10 protein-coding genes are annotated in these 15,511 nt (G+C 58.9%); 7 read left to right on the top strand and 3 right to left on the bottom strand.

Features of this window, described 5'->3' with window-relative positions; genetic code table 11:
- The first annotated feature begins 28 nt into the window (after positions 1-28).
- The 7 genes from nusA to C4J91_RS23245 all read left to right on the top strand — a co-directional run bounded on the left by nusA (position 29) and on the right by C4J91_RS23245 (position 9,133).
- Entirely contained in the window at positions 29-1,510 is a 1,482-nt protein-coding gene (nusA, locus tag C4J91_RS23275) for a transcription termination factor NusA (RefSeq protein WP_057725019.1), read from the top strand.
- A 27-nt stretch (positions 1,511-1,537) separates the two neighbouring features.
- On the top strand, positions 1,538-4,054 hold the full coding sequence (gene infB / locus C4J91_RS23270; RefSeq protein ID WP_124364436.1) for a translation initiation factor IF-2: 2,517 nt from the start codon (positions 1,538-1,540) through the stop codon (positions 4,052-4,054).
- 159 nt (positions 4,055-4,213) lie between these two features.
- The gene (gene rbfA / locus C4J91_RS23265; RefSeq protein ID WP_003176137.1) at positions 4,214-4,609 is read left to right on the top strand and encodes a 30S ribosome-binding factor RbfA; all 396 of its coding nucleotides are present in this window, start codon (positions 4,214-4,216) and stop codon (positions 4,607-4,609) included.
- A gap of 3 nt (positions 4,610-4,612) precedes the next feature.
- The gene (gene truB, locus C4J91_RS23260) at positions 4,613-5,530 is read left to right on the top strand and encodes a tRNA pseudouridine(55) synthase TruB (RefSeq protein ID WP_003176136.1); all 918 of its coding nucleotides are present in this window, start codon (positions 4,613-4,615) and stop codon (positions 5,528-5,530) included.
- 116 nt (positions 5,531-5,646) lie between these two features.
- Positions 5,647-5,916 carry a 30S ribosomal protein S15 gene (gene rpsO, locus C4J91_RS23255; protein WP_003176135.1) on the top strand — a complete coding sequence of 90 codons (270 nt, stop codon included), beginning with the start codon at positions 5,647-5,649 and terminating at the stop codon, positions 5,914-5,916.
- A gap of 194 nt (positions 5,917-6,110) precedes the next feature.
- A complete protein-coding gene (pnp, locus tag C4J91_RS23250) occupies positions 6,111-8,216 on the top strand; it encodes a polyribonucleotide nucleotidyltransferase (protein ID WP_124364435.1) in 2,106 nt (701 codons plus the stop codon).
- 296 nt (positions 8,217-8,512) lie between these two features.
- Positions 8,513-9,133 (top strand): BON domain-containing protein, encoded by a 621-nt coding sequence (locus tag C4J91_RS23245; RefSeq protein WP_124364434.1) that lies wholly within the window; start codon positions 8,513-8,515, stop codon positions 9,131-9,133.
- Between the two features lie 274 nt (positions 9,134-9,407).
- Here C4J91_RS23245 and C4J91_RS23240 read toward each other — a convergent pair whose 3' ends face one another.
- The 3 genes from C4J91_RS23240 to acs all read right to left on the bottom strand — a co-directional run bounded on the left by C4J91_RS23240 (position 9,408) and on the right by acs (position 15,508).
- Complete coding sequence (locus tag C4J91_RS23240) at positions 9,408-12,341, bottom strand: DUF748 domain-containing protein (protein WP_124364433.1); 2,934 nt, start codon at positions 12,339-12,341, stop codon at positions 9,408-9,410.
- Between the two features lie 87 nt (positions 12,342-12,428).
- Positions 12,429-13,445 (bottom strand): class I SAM-dependent rRNA methyltransferase, encoded by a 1,017-nt coding sequence (locus tag C4J91_RS23235; protein WP_124364432.1) that lies wholly within the window; start codon positions 13,443-13,445, stop codon positions 12,429-12,431.
- Between the two features lie 125 nt (positions 13,446-13,570).
- Complete coding sequence (gene acs, locus C4J91_RS23230; protein ID WP_124364431.1) at positions 13,571-15,508, bottom strand: acetate--CoA ligase; 1,938 nt, start codon at positions 15,506-15,508, stop codon at positions 13,571-13,573.
- Positions 15,509-15,511: the final 3 nt, after the last annotated feature.

The following is a 15,511-nucleotide window of genomic DNA, read 5'->3' as shown; positions in this document are numbered from 1 at the left end:
CAATGGCTTGCGAAAGGCGAGGCGTACGATGAGCAAAGAAGTACTGCTGGTTGTTGAGTCGGTATCCAATGAAAAGGGCGTACCGGCAAACGTGATTTTTGAAGCGCTGGAGTTGGCCCTGGCCACTGCTACCAAAAAGCGTTTTGAAGATGAAGTTGATCTGCGTGTGGAAATCAACCGCCACACCGGTGCCTATGAGACTTTCCGTCGCTGGACGGTCGTCGAAGAAGCCGATCTTGATGATCCGGCGATTGAAACCTGGCCGAGCAAGGTTGCGCAAACGCACCCTGGCGCCAACGTCGGTGATGTCGTCGAAGAGAAGATCGAATCGATCGAGTTCGGCCGTATCGCTGCACAGACCGCCAAGCAGGTCATCGTGCAGAAGGTTCGCGAAGCCGAGCGTGCTCAAGTCGTCGACGCCTATCGCGAGCGCCTGGGTGAAATCATCTCCGGCACCGTGAAAAAAGTCACCCGCGACAACGTGATCGTCGACCTGGGCAACAATGCTGAAGCGTTGCTGGCCCGTGAAGACATCATCTCTCGCGAAACCTTCCGTGTCGGCGTGCGCCTGCGTGCGCTGCTCAAGGAAATCCGCACCGAGAACCGCGGCCCTCAGTTGATCCTGTCGCGTACCGCGCCGGAAATGCTGATCGAGCTGTTCCGTATCGAAGTGCCGGAAATTGCCGAAGGCCTGATCGAAGTCATGGCTGCGTCCCGCGACCCGGGTTCGCGCGCCAAGATCGCGGTCCGCTCCAAGGACAAACGTATCGACCCGCAGGGCGCTTGCATTGGTATGCGCGGTTCGCGCGTCCAGGCAGTGTCGGGTGAGTTGGGCGGTGAGCGTGTGGACATCGTCCTGTGGGACGATAACCCGGCGCAGTTCGTGATCAACGCCATGTCGCCAGCTGAAGTGGCGGCAATTATCGTTGACGAAGATGCCCATGCAATGGACATCGCCGTTGGCGCAGACAATCTGGCTCAGGCCATTGGTCGTGGTGGTCAGAACGTGCGTCTGGCCAGCCAACTGACCGGTTGGACCCTGAACGTGATGACCGAATCGGACATCCAGGCTAAGCAGCAAGCTGAAACCGGCGACATCCTGCGCAACTTTATCGAAGAGTTGGAAGTCGATGAAGACCTGGCTCAGGTGCTGGTAGATGAAGGCTTCACCAGCCTGGAAGAGATTGCCTACGTACCGTTGGAAGAAATGCTCAACATCGACGGCTTTGACGAAGACACCGTCAACGAGCTTCGCGCTCGGGCCAAGGATCGTTTGTTGACTAAAGCCATCGCTACTGAGGAAAAGCTGGCAGACGCCCATCCGGCCGAAGACCTGCTCTCGCTTGAGGGTATGGACAAGGATTTGGCGATGGAACTGGCGGTGCGCGGCGTAATTACCCGCGAAGACCTGGCCGAGCAGTCTATTGACGATCTGCTCGACATCGACGGCATTGACGAAGATCGTGCCGGCAAGTTGATCATGGCCGCCCGAGCCCATTGGTTCGAGTAATTAGGCGCGGCCTGAGGAGAGAAGTGCATGACGCAAGTCACGGTGAAACAACTGGCCGATGAGGTCAAAACACCGGTAGAGCGCCTGTTGCAGCAGATGCGTGAGGCAGGTCTGCCGCACACCGCCGCCGATGAAGGTGTGAGCGATAGTGAGAAGCAGTCTTTGCTGACTCACTTGAAGAGCAGCCACAAGGCGAAAGTGGAAGAACCGCGCAAGATTACATTGCAGCGCAAAACCACCAGCACCCTGCGTGTAGCGGGTAGCAAGAGCATCAGCGTTGAAGTACGCAAGAAGAAAGTCTTCGTACAGCGCAGCCCGGAAGAAATCGAAGCCGAGCGCAAACGCGAACTTGAAGAGCGTCGCGCAGTAGAAAATGCTGCTCGTCAGAAGGCTGAAGAAGAAGCCAAGCGTCGCGCCGAAGAAGAAGCGCGTCGCCAGCCTACTGCTGCGCAACCTGCTAACACTGACGCGGTTGCCGCGCCTGTTGAAGCTGTGCGTGAGGCCGCTCCGGTGGCTGCCGCACCTGCTCCTGCAGCAGACGCCCGCAAGCGCGACGAACCTCGTCGTCCGGACAAACCACGTGCCGACGATAACAATCGTCGCGGTGGTGGTGGCGATGGCGAGCGTAAAAACGCTCCACATCGTGCCTCGGTCAAAGAGAAAGCGCCTGCTCCGCGCGTTGCCCCACGTACTACCGACGAAGAGAGCGATAGCTTCCGTCGCGGTGGTCGCGGCAAGGCCAAGCTGAAAAAACGCAACGCCCACGGTTTCCAGAGCCCAACCGGCCCTGTCGTGCGTGATGTGCAGATCGGCGAGACCATCACCGTTGGCGATCTCGCCAATCAGATGTCGGTCAAGGCTGCTGAAATCATCAAGTTCATGTTCAAACTGGGTACTCCAGCGACCATCAACCAGGTGCTTGATCAGGAAACTGCTCAGCTGGTAGCCGAAGAACTGGGCCACAAAGTGACCCTGGTCAGCGACACCGCCCTGGAAGATTCCCTGGCCGAGTCCCTGAAGTTTGAAGGTGAGACGTTCTCCCGTGCGCCAGTTGTGACCGTAATGGGCCACGTTGACCACGGTAAGACATCCCTGCTCGACTACATCCGTCGTGCCAAGGTAGCTGCTGGCGAAGCCGGTGGTATCACCCAGCACATCGGTGCGTACCACGTTGAAACCGAGCGCGGCATGGTCACCTTCCTCGACACCCCAGGTCACGCCGCGTTTACCGCAATGCGTGCCCGTGGTGCCAAGGCGACTGACATCGTGATCCTGGTCGTTGCAGCGGACGACGGCGTGATGCCGCAGACCATTGAAGCTGTCCAGCATGCCAAGGCCGCTGGTGTTCCACTGGTTGTTGCAGTGAACAAGATCGACAAGCCGGGCGCCGATCTCGATCGCATCCGTAGCGAACTGTCGGTTCACGGCGTGACGTCCGAAGAGTGGGGCGGTGATACGCCGTTCGTTTCGGTCTCGGCCAAAGTCGGTACTGGCGTGGACGAACTGCTCGAAGCAGTCCTGCTGCAGGCTGAAGTACTCGAACTGAAAGCAACTCCATCGGCTCCAGGCCGTGGTGTTGTGGTTGAATCGCGTCTCGACAAAGGTCGCGGCCCGGTTGCAACCGTCTTGGTTCAAGACGGTACCCTGCGCCAAGGCGACATGGTGCTGGTCGGTTCGAACTATGGCCGCGTGCGTGCCATGCTCGACGAGAACGGCAAGCCAATCAAGGAAGCCGGTCCTTCCATCCCTGTCGAGATCCTCGGCCTGGACGGTACCCCGGACGCTGGCGACGAGATGAGCGTGGTTGCCGACGAGAAGAAAGCCCGTGAAGTGGCTCTGTTCCGTCAAGGCAAGTTCCGCGAAGTCAAACTGGCTCGTGCTCACGCCGGCAAGCTGGAAAACATCTTCGAGAACATGGGCCAGGCAGAGAAGAAGACGCTTAACATCGTTCTCAAATCTGACGTACGCGGCTCCCTTGAAGCGTTGAACGGCGCCTTGAACGGCCTGGGTAACGACGAAGTGCAAGTGCGCGTTGTCGGTGGCGGTGTCGGTGGTATCACCGAATCCGACGCCAACCTGGCACTGGCTTCCAACGCTGTACTGTTCGGCTTCAACGTGCGTGCCGATGCTGGCGCTCGCAAGATCGTCGAGCAGGAAGGCCTGGACATGCGTTACTACAACGTCATCTACGACATCATCGAAGACGTCAAGAAAGCCCTTACCGGCATGCTTGGCAGCGACGTTCGGGAGAATATCCTGGGTGTTGCCGAGGTGCGTGACGTGTTCCGCTCGCCGAAATTCGGCGCGATCGCCGGTTGCATGGTTATTGAAGGTGTTGTGCACCGTAACCGTCCAATCCGTGTACTGCGTGAAGACATCGTTATCTTCGAAGGCGAGCTGGAATCCCTGCGCCGCTTCAAGGATGACGCTTCCGAAGTACGTGCCGGCATGGAATGCGGTATCGGCGTCAAGAGCTACAACGACGTCAAGCCTGGCGACAAGATCGAAGTCTACGAGAAGGTCCAGGTTGCTCGCAGCCTCTAACTCGCGCACTTCCGGAGCCACGCCGCGTGTGGGCATGCAAATGCCCCGCGCAGCGTACGGACTCTAAACGCAACGCCCGGTCTGGCTTTTGTCAGGCCGGGCGTTTGCCGCTTTCAGACCCCACGGGTTTCACCGTGTGGCAGCAACAGGTAACAAGACATGGCAAAAGAATACAGCCGTACCCAACGTATCGGCGATCAGATGCAGCGTGAGCTGGCTCAACTGATCCGTCGCGAAGTCAAAGACCCGCGCGTTGGCCTGGTCACCATCACCGCCGTTGAAGTGAGCCGTGACGTGGGTCACGCCAAAATCTTCATTACCGTGATGGGCCAGGACAACAGCGAAGAAATCGCGCAAAGCATCAAGGTGCTCAACTCGGCCGCAGGTTTCCTGCGCATGCAGTTGGCCCGTGAAATGAAATTGCGCAGCGTTCCACAGTTGCACTTCCACTACGACGAAAGCGTCGTACGTGGCGCACATTTGTCGGCACTGATCGAGCGCGCCGTGGCTGAAGACAGCCAGCACCCGTCCACACCTGAAGACGCCAAGGAGTAAGCGGTGGCTCAGGTCAAACGTATCCGCCGTAACGTCAGTGGCATCATTCTGCTCGACAAGCCCATTGGCTTTACCTCCAATGCCGCGTTGCAGAAGGTTCGCTGGCTGCTCAATGCCGAAAAGGCCGGGCACACCGGTAGCCTCGACCCGCTGGCCACTGGCGTGCTGCCGTTGTGCTTTGGCGAGGCGACCAAGTTCTCGCAATACCTGCTCGATTCCGACAAGGGTTATGAAACCCTGATGCAACTGGGCAAGACCACCACCACGGCCGACGCCGAAGGTGATGTGTTGCAGGTTCGCGATGTGACCGTTGGTCGTGCCGATATTGAAGCCGCCTTACCCGCTTTCCGTGGGCAAATCAGCCAGATACCGCCGATGTACTCGGCTCTCAAGCGTGACGGGCAACCTCTTTACAAGCTGGCACGTGCGGGTGAAGTGGTGGAGCGTGAACCGCGTTCTGTTACTATTGCCCGGCTGGAATTGCTCGCCTGTGAAGGTGACACCGCCCGATTGGCAGTGGACTGCAGCAAAGGCACCTATATCCGTACCCTGGTGGAAGATATTGGTGAGCAACTGGGCTGTGGCGCATACGTTGCCGAACTGCGACGTACACAGGCCGGCCCTTTCACCCTGGCCCAGACGGTCACGCTGGAAGAGCTCGAAGCGGTACACGCCGAAGGCGGCAACGAAGCGGTAGATCGCTTCCTGATGCCCTCGGACAGCGGTTTGCTGGATTGGCCATTGCTGCACTTCTCGGAACACAGCGCGTTCTACTGGCTCAACGGCCAGCCGGTACGCGCCCCGGATGCCCCGAAGTTCGGCATGGTGCGAGTACAGGATCATAACGGTCGCTTTATCGGTATCGGTGAAGTGAGCGAAGACGGGCGCATCGCGCCGCGTCGACTGATTCGGTCAGAATGACCGAACGAGGGTGGCTGTTAATAGGCATGGTCACTTCTCATTTATAGATACGAGGGTATGCCCTCGGCCTATTGAGATCATCCTTTGGATGGTTTCCTGAAAAAAAGGATTGCCTCATGGCTCTCGACGTTCAAGAAAAAGCACAAATCGTAGCTGACTATCAGCAAGCTGTTGGTGACACTGGTTCGCCAGAAGTGCAAGTTGCACTGCTGACCCACAACATCAACAAACTGCAAGGTCACTTCAAGGCCAACGGTAAAGATCACCACTCCCGTCGTGGTCTGATCCGCATGGTAAACCAGCGCCGTAAGCTGCTGGACTACCTGAAAGGCAAGGATCTGGGTCGTTATCAGGCTCTGATCGGTCGCCTGGGTCTGCGTCGCTAATCAGCGATTGCGCTAGAGGTTGGTTGTCTGCCGTGTGTCAGTGGGATTCCCGCTGGCCCATGGCAGGCTCCCAGCCTCAAGTTTTATCTGGATACACGTTTTACCCTGGACAAGGGTTGGGCCGATTCCCGACATTGCCCAAGAATTTCGCAAGAAAACAAGTTCCCCAAGAGCCACAAAGAAGGTAGGACACCGTGAACCCGGTTATCAAAAAATTCCAGTTCGGTCAGTCGACCGTTACCCTCGAGACAGGCCGTATCGCCCGTCAAGCCTCCGGCGCAGTGCTGGTTACCGTTGACGACGACGTTACCGTACTGGTGACCGTGGTTGGCGCCAAGACCGCTGACCCGAGCAAAGGCTTTTTCCCTCTGTCCGTTCATTACCAGGAAAAGACTTACGCTGCCGGTAAGATCCCTGGCGGTTTCTTCAAGCGCGAAGGCCGTCCTTCCGAGAAAGAAACCCTGACTTCCCGACTGATCGACCGTCCGATCCGTCCGCTGTTCCCAGAAGGCTTCATGAACGAAGTGCAGGTTGTCTGCACCGTCGTTTCCACCAGCAAGAAAACCGATCCGGACATCGCTGCGATGATCGGTACTTCGGCTGCACTGGCCATCTCCGGCATTCCTTTCGATGGCCCGATCGGCGCCGCCCGCGTTGCGTTCCACGAAAGCACCGGCTACCTGCTGAACCCGACTTACGAGCAACAGAAAGCCTCGAGCCTGGACATGGTCGTTGCCGGTACCTCGGAAGCGGTATTGATGGTTGAATCGGAAGCCAAAGAGCTGACCGAAGACCAGATGCTGGGCGCCGTACTGTTTGCTCACGACGAGTTCCAGGTTGTGATCAACGCCGTTAAAGAACTGGCTGCCGAAGCTGCCAAGCCAACCTGGGCCTGGGCTCCACAGCCTGAAGCCACCGCACTGCTGGGCGCTATCCGCGCAGAGTTCGGCGCTGCCATCTCCGATGCCTACACCATCACCGTCAAGGCCGACCGTTATGCTCGCCTGGGCGAGTTGAAGGACCAGGTCGTGGCCAAGCTCTCCGGTGAAGAAGGCCAGCCTTCCGCCAGCGAAGTCAAAGCAGCCTTCGGCGAAATCGAATACCGCACCGTTCGCGAAAACATCGTCAACGGCAAGCCGCGTATCGACGGTCGCGACACCCGCACCGTACGCCCGTTGAACATTGAAGTCGGCGTTTTGCCGAAGACTCACGGTTCGGCGCTGTTCACCCGTGGTGAAACCCAGGCCCTGGTAGTCGCGACGCTGGGCACCGCCCGTGACGCACAACTGCTGGACACCCTGGAAGGCGAGAAAAAAGACCCGTTCATGCTGCACTACAACTTCCCTCCGTTCTCGGTGGGCGAGTGTGGTCGCATGGGTGGTGCTGGCCGTCGCGAAATCGGTCACGGCCGTCTGGCCCGTCGTTCGGTCCAGGCCATGCTGCCGGCTGCTGACGTGTTCCCGTACACCATTCGTGTTGTATCGGAAATCACCGAGTCCAACGGTTCCAGCTCCATGGCTTCCGTTTGCGGTGCTTCGCTGGCATTGATGGACGCCGGTGTGCCGATGAAGGCGCCGGTTGCCGGTATCGCCATGGGCCTGGTTAAAGAAGGCGAGAAGTTCGCCATCCTGACCGACATCCTGGGCGACGAAGACCACCTGGGCGACATGGACTTCAAGGTAGCGGGTACCGCCAAAGGCGTGACCGCGCTGCAGATGGACATCAAGATCAAGGGCATCACCGAAGAGATCATGGAAATCGCTCTGGGCCAGGCCCTGGAAGCGCGCCTGAACATCCTCGGCCAGATGAACCAGATCATTGGCCAGTCGCGTACCGAGCTGTCGGAAAATGCTCCGACCATGATCGCGATGAAAATCGACACCGACAAAATCCGTGATGTCATCGGTAAAGGCGGCGCGACGATCCGTGCGATCTGTGAAGAAACCAAGGCCTCGATCGATATCGAAGACGACGGTTCGATCAAGATCTTCGGCGAAACCAAGGAAGCGGCTGAAGCTGCACGTCAGCGCGTCCTAGGTATCACCGCTGAAGCCGAAATCGGCAAGATCTACGTCGGTAAGGTTGAGCGCATCGTCGACTTCGGTGCATTCGTCAACATCCTGCCGGGCAAAGACGGTCTGGTTCACATCTCCATGCTGAGCGACGCTCGCGTTGAGAAAGTGACCGACATTCTGAAAGAAGGCCAGGAAGTGGAAGTGTTGGTGCTGGACGTGGACAACCGCGGCCGTATCAAACTGTCCATCAAGGACGTAGCAGCAGCCAAGGCTTCGGGCGTTTAATTACCCGCAAGCTTCACGCTGAAAGAAAGGACTCTACGGAGTCCTTTTTTTATGCGTGCGAGAAAGTGAAGCGGAATCAGCTGTTTAGCCCCTCCCAAAAGCCGCAACTTGCATGCAGGCACGATGACCTTCATGCAAGTTGCACGATTACGAAAATCAGATGTTTTTTTAACTTGTTGTTTTATAAGGAGTTTTAGCTGTGTGGCGACTTGGCACACTGCCTGCACTAACCCTAGTAGCGCTGCAGCACCAAGATTTATGTACTGCAGTCTTTTAATAAAACAGGAGTTACTCGTATGAAGAAGTTCGCTCTCGCTACTGCTACCGCTCTGACTCTGGCCATGGGTGCTAACGTAGCCTTTGCTCAGACTTCCCAAGCCCCGATGACCTTGGCGGCAGGTGAAGTGACCAAAGCCAAAGAGTCTACCTCGGACACTTGGATCACCACTAAAGTCAAAGCTGACCTGCTGACTGAGAAAGGCATCCCAGGTTCGGACATCAAGGTTGAAACCAACAAAGGCGTGGTTTCCCTGTCCTCCGACGTAGCTATCTCTGACTCGCAGAAAGCGACTGCTGTAGCGATCACCAAGAAAATCAAAGGTGTGACCGCTGTTTCTGCTGATGGCCTGCTGGCTGGCGGCGCTACCAAGGCTGACGGCATCGACAAAACCAAAGGTGCAGCGGCTGACGCCAAAGGCGCCACCAGCGACACTTGGATCACCACCAAAGTGAAAGCTGACCTGGTTACCGAGAAAGGTATTCCTGGCACCGACATCAAGGTTGAAACCAACAAAGGCGTTGTGTCCCTGTCTTCCCCTACCGCAGTGACCGCCGCGCAGAAAGAAACGGCTGTTGCGATCACCAAGAAAATCAAAGGCGTTAAAGCTGTATCGGCCGATGGCCTGAAAGCAGAGTAACGCTGCAGGTTTCGTCTGAACTGGATGGCGGCGGCGTAGGGTGAGTCAGATATCCACCCCATGCACCTCTGGAGTTCATGCGACCGACCACACGGATGTGGTCATTACAGGCCCCGGCACTTGTGTCGGGGCCTGTTCTATTTGGTGCGCAATAATTTGCTGGCCAGGCGAGGCTAGAAATGTGGGAGGGGGCCTTGCCCCCGATAGCGGTGTAGCAGTCGACGTATCATTGACTGAACTACCGCCATCGGGGGCAAGCCCCCTCCCACATTGGTTACTCAGCATCCAGGTGCATCGGCGTAACGACCCGGCCATCCTTCTCGGCCTGCCCCAACTGCGCATCAATGAAGTACACGCGGTCGTCTTCCAGCTGCGCCTTATCCACCAGATAATCCTTGATGGTACTGGCGCGGTCCTGGCCCAGCTGGCGCAGCAGCACGTCACTGCCACTCCAGAACTTGATCACGCCGTCCTTGAGCCTGGCTGTGCGCTCATCGTTACCCAGGTCTTTCCATTCGGCCGGCGGTTGCTGTTTCAGGCGGGTACGGTAAATGCCTTCCAGCAAAGGCGGCTTTTCCTTCTCCGGCACGACAAGCAATGACGCCTGGGCCGGGACTTTATCGCCGCGACGCTGCAGGATTTTGTAGTAGTTGTACTGGTACTCACGCTCCAGCCGTTGTGCGGCCAGCAACGGGCCGTCACTGCTGGCCGCTGCGGTCCCTTCGATTTCCAGGCGCAGGGCAGGGCGTTCCTTGAGGGCCTTGGCCAGCGTGTTGAGGGCGCCTTCGGCGTCTTTATTCAATTCACTGGAGCCTGCGGCGAACGACACATTACCCAGGTCTTCCGAGCCCCCGCCGGTAACCAGCCCGCCAATGAACTTGAAGGGTGCCGTCGCTGCGCGCACCACGAGGTTACGCAGGGTCTGCCACACAATCGGCATCACGCTGAATTGTGGATTGTTCAAGTCACCGGTGACCGGCAATTCGATGGAGATCTTGCCGTCGCTGTCCTTGAGCAGGGCAATTGCCAGGCGAATCGGCAAGTCCACGGCATCGGCGCTGTCGACCTTCTCACCCAGTTGCAGTTGCTCGACCACCACCTTGTTCTCGGCCTTCAGCTGGCCTTTGGTGATCATGTAATGCAAGTCCAGGTTCAGGCGACCCTTGCGGATTCGAAAGCCCGCGAATTTGCCCGAGTACGGGGTCAGGGTGGTCAACTCGACGCGTTTGAAGCTGGTTGCGATGTCCAGCGCCGCCATCGGGTCAAACGGGTTTACGCTGCCCTTGATGGTCACTGGCGCATAACGGTCTACCTTGCCCTTGATGTCGACGCTGGCCGGCTTGGCCTGGCGACTGTCAATGGTGCCGATCTGGCCGTTGAGTTGTTGAATCGCGGTGGCGAAGTTGGGCGTGAGGCTGAAGTCGGCGAAATTGGCCGAGCCGTCGTTGATCGCAATCTGGCCGATGCGGATGCCCAGCGGCTTGTCTTTGCTTGATGCCGACTTGGCCGCTAGCTTGGTACCGCTGTCGGCCGGCTGTGGAATCAGCAGGTCGTCAATGTTGGTGGTGCGGTCATCGTTGATCATGAAGCGCGCATAGGGCTGCAGCAGGTTGACCTTGTCGATCGTCAGGCTGTCGCCATGCTGGTAATTGACGCCCTCCAGCATCAGCCGCTGCCATTTGAGGAAGTCGCGGGACTTGAGGGTGTCGAGGGTGTGCAACTGATCTATCTGCGCCCGGCCGGTGACCTGGAGGGCCAGCGGCTCGGTGCTTTTCAGGTTCACGTCCAGGTTGCTGCCGAGCATGCCGCTGCGCAGCTCCAGGCGGATGAACGGGCTGATGTAGGCTTGGGCGACACGCAGGTCAATGTCTTGGGTGTTCACCTTCAGCTTGGCGCTGACCGGGTTCAGGTTGACCTCGCCGGTTGCCTGAATCTTGCCCTGCTTGCCAAGGCCGGTGTCGACTTTCAAGCTAAAAGGGCTCTGGTTGAGGCTGTCGAAGTTCTGCACGTCGACGTTCAACGGGCCCAGCTCCAGGGCTACCGCAGGGTTGGCCTGACGGTCAGCCAAGTGCACCTGGTAATTGCGCAGTTGCACATCCTTGAGCAGCACTTGCCAGGGTTTATTCGGCGCCGCCGGTGGCGCTTCAGGCGAATCGGCCGTGGCTGGCGCGGAGGCGGGCTCCGGGGGTTTGGCCGGTTTGCCGGGTTGGCTGGCGAACAGTTTTTGCCAATCCAGTTGCCCATCGGCTTCGCGGGCAGCCCAGGTTTCCAGCTTGTTGCTGCGGATCTTGCCGATCACCACCTTCTGTTTGGCCAGGTCTACCGTGGTCTCGCTGACGTCCAGGCGTTCCAGGCGTGCCAAGGGCCGGCCATCCGGCGCCTTGATCGCAAAGGGCGCGATGCTGGCGGCGGTGTTGGTCAGGTTCAGTTCGGTCTCTTTGGCCAGGCTGAATTTATAGTCGGTGCTGAAATTGAGCACACCGTCCTCGAGCACCAGCGGCAACGCATCGCGCACGTACGGCCACCAGGCTTTCATCTTGCCGTCGGTGACTTTCAGCGAGCCTTCGGAGGTGATCGGTACCAGGCTGAAGTTGCCTTTCCAGTCGATCTGCCCACCCTCGGGGCCGGCGGCCACCAGGGTCATGTCGGCGTTATCTTCCGGCAAGGTGCTGAGGTTTTTCAGCTCGAAGTCGAGTGTGTCGTAGAGAAATTCGATGGGTTCGCTGGGGCGCAGATCCTGGAAGTGCACATAACCGCGCGCCAGCTTGATGCTGTCGATACGCAGCGGGAAAGGCTTGGCATCGGGGTCGGCGGGGGTTGGTTCGCTCGGCGGCAACTTGAACAACTGCGCCAGGTTCAGTTGACCGGACTTGTCGAAGAGCAGTTCGGTCTTGGGCTGATCGAGTTGCACATCGGCCAGGTGCAGGGCGCGGGTCCAGAGGCTGTCGATCTGCAGGTTGGCGTAGAGGCGCTCGAAACCCAGCTGTTCCTTGCCCGGTTCACCGATCTTCAGGCCCCATAGCGTCAGCTCCAGGCTGAAGGGGTTGAGCTCGATACGCTCGATACGCGCCGGTACCGTCGCGTAATCGGCCAACTGTTGGTTGGCAATGCGAAGGGCAATGCCGGGCAGAATCAGGAAGCCCAGCAAGCTGTACAACGCAAGGGCGGTCAACAAGGCGCCTAGGGCGCGGATCAATCCTTTGGGCATGGGTGACGCCATCTATGTCGAACGAGAGTGCCTTGGAGTATGGCACGGGATTTCGGTTCCGAAGAACCGCAGGGCTTGGGAAACTTCCTACAATTGCAGGATCAGGGTCTTCAGCGGAGGTTGCTGATCTTTCGACGGAAAGTCGGCTCCCGGCGCCATAGCCTGCCAATCGCGTACAGGGCGTCCGGCTTTTTCCGCGCAACGCAGCACCTGTTCGCGCCAGTCCTCCATGCTCACTTTCGCCAGGTTGTTGCAGCAAATGAGCACACCATTATCGGCGGTGGCTAACAATGCCGGCTTGAGCAGGCTTTGGTAGTCGCGCAACAGGTCGACGGTGCCGAACGCGCTTTTGGCCCAGGCGGGGGGATCGAGTAGCACCAGGTCATACTGGCGCTGTTCCAGGCGCGGATAGCTCGGCAGTTTCTGGCCACGGCGCTGGGTGATCGCAAGGCCGGCCAGTTGGCGAATGGCCGGGAAATAATCGGACTGCACGAATTCCATCGTCGGCACATGCGGGTTAAGCAGGCCGTTCTCGCGCCCTACGGCCAGGTTGCCCTCGGCAAAGTCCAGGTTGCAGACCTCGCGTGCGCCACCGGCAGCGGCGCTCAAGCCGACGCCGCAGGTGTAGGCGAACAGGTTGAGCACGCTTTTACCGGCGCTGTGGTCCTTGACCCAGCCGCGAGTGTTGCGCAGGTCGAGAAACAGCAGCGGGTCCTGCCCGGCATGCCGTCCACGCACACGGTAATTAAGGCCCCATTCGTGACCGACCAGGTCTTCCAGTGCGGCAGGTTCGGCGCGGTATACCGCGTCTTCACGGTCGATGCGCGAATTGCCCCGGGAGCGGTCGTTGTATACCAGCAGCAACTCCAGGCCCATGTAGTGGTTGATCAGTTGGTGCAGGTCCAACAGATCAGCGCTTTGCAGGGATTGGTGGAAGCTTTGCACCAACAATTGCGGACCGTAGCGGTCGATTGTCAGGCCGCCGGCGCCTTCCTGGCTGCCGTGGAACAAGCGGTAGCAATCGGTACTTTGGGCATGCAGTTCACTGATCAGGTCTTGGCGATGATCGAGAGCGGCGCGCAGCGCCTGGTTCAAGGGAGTCATGGAGCGCGCCTTGCTTGCGGGTAAGTGAGTACAAAGGGGGCGCGCAGTTTAACAGCCCCGGCCTGAACAGGCCGGGGGTTATTTCGAGGCTATCGGTTCAGGTGTTGCTATCCGTTCAAGCGTTGCTATCGGTTCAGGCGTGCATTGATCAGGCCATCCACCACGCTCGGGTCGGCCAGCGTCGAGGTATCGCCCAGGCTGCCCAGCTCGTTGCAGGCAATCTTGCGCAAAATCCTGCGCATGATCTTGCCGGAGCGGGTTTTTGGCAGGGCGGGCGCCCATTGGATCAGTTCCGGCTTGGCGAAGCTGCCGATTTCCTTGCTGACCAACTCCAGCAGGTGCTTTTTCAGCGCGTCGCTGGGTTCGACGCCATTCATTGGGGTGACGAACGCATAAATGCCCTGGCCTTTGACGTCGTGGGGGTAGCCGACCACCGCGGCCTCGGCGACCAGGTCATGCAGCACCAGGGCGCTTTCGACTTCGGCCGTCCCGATGCGATGGCCTGATACGTTGATAACATCGTCGATTCGCCCGGTGATCCAGTAATCGCCCTGATCATCGCGCCGCGCGCCGTCGCCGGTGAAGTAGTAACCGGGGTAGGGTTTGAAGTAGGTGTCGAGCATGCGCTGCGGATCGCCATAGACGCTGCGAATCTGCCCCGGCCAGCTGGCTTTGATCGCGAGCACGCCACTGCCGGCACCGCTGATTTCCTTGCCTTGTTCATCCAGCAGCACCGGTTGCACGCCGAACATCGGCTGGGTGGCACACCCTGGCTTGATAAGCTGGGCGCTGGCCAGCGGGCTGAGCATGATGCCGCCGGTTTCGGTTTGCCACCAGGTATCGACAATCGGGCAGCGCTGTTCGCCGACGGCGTTGAAGTACCAGTCCCAGGCTTCCGGGTTGATCGGCTCACCGACGCTGCCCAGCAGGCGCAAGCTGGCGCGGGAAGTGCTTTGCAGCGGGCCGTGGCCTTCACGCATCAGGGCGCGCAATGCGGTCGGCGCGGTGTAGAAAATATTCACCTGGTGTTTGTCGATGACCTGCCAGAAGCGCGAGCTGTCCGGGTAGCTTGGCACACCTTCGAACATCAACGACGTAGCGCCATTGGCCAGGGGACCATAGACGATGTAGCTGTGGCCGGTAACCCAGCCCACGTCGGCGGTGCACCAGAACACTTCGCCCTCGCGGTAGTCCAGTACGTACTTGAAGGTCATCGCCACTTGCAGCAGATAGCCGCCGGTGCTGTGCGAGACGCCCTTGGGTTTGCCTGTACTGCCGGAGGTATAAAGAATGAACAGCGGGGCCTCGGCATCCATCGGTTCGGGCGGGCAATCATTGCTCGCGGCCTCCAGGGCCTGTTGATACTTGAGGTCGCGGCCTTCGTTCCAGTTCACGTTTGCGCCGGTGCGCTGGACCACCAAGACGGTGCTGACGTTCGGGCAACTGGCCAGCGCTTTATCCACGTTGTGTTTCAGCGCGACCGGTTTGCCGCCGCGTACGCCTTCATCGGCGGTGATGACCGTGCGACAGTCAGCATCCAGTATGCGGTCGCGCAGGGCGTCCGGTGAGAATCCGCCAAATACCACCGAGTGCACCGCGCCAATGCGTGTGCAGGCCAACATGGCGTAGGCCGCTTCCGGGATCATTGGCATATAAATGCACACCCGGTCGCCTTTGCTTACGCCACGGCTCTTCAGCACGTTGGCCAGGCGGCTGACGTTTTGATGAAGTTGGCGGTAAGTGATGATGGAAGATTGTGTCGGATCATCGCCTTCCCAGATGAAGGCCGGCTGATCGGCACGCAGGGGCAAGTGACGGTCGATGCAGTTGTAGCTGACGTTCAGTTGGCCGCCGGCAAACCATTGCGCAGCGCCGGTGTTGATGTCGGCGCTATGGACGGTGTGCCATGGTGTTATCCAATCGAGAAAGCTCTTGGCCTGGTCGGCCCAGAAGGTGTCCGGCTGTTCGATGGATTGGCGATAGAGACGCTGATACTCATCTTGACTGAGTTGCGCAGCCCGGCGGACGGCATCGGCGCGGGGGAATTGGCTGATATCGAACATGAG

Origin of the sequence: Pseudomonas sp. R3-52-08, from assembly GCF_003851745.1 — a bacterium.
Taxonomy (GTDB): domain Bacteria; phylum Pseudomonadota; class Gammaproteobacteria; order Pseudomonadales; family Pseudomonadaceae; genus Aquipseudomonas.
The sequence above is the reverse complement of the archived record's forward strand: the minus strand, read 5'-3'. Positions and strand labels throughout refer to the sequence as shown.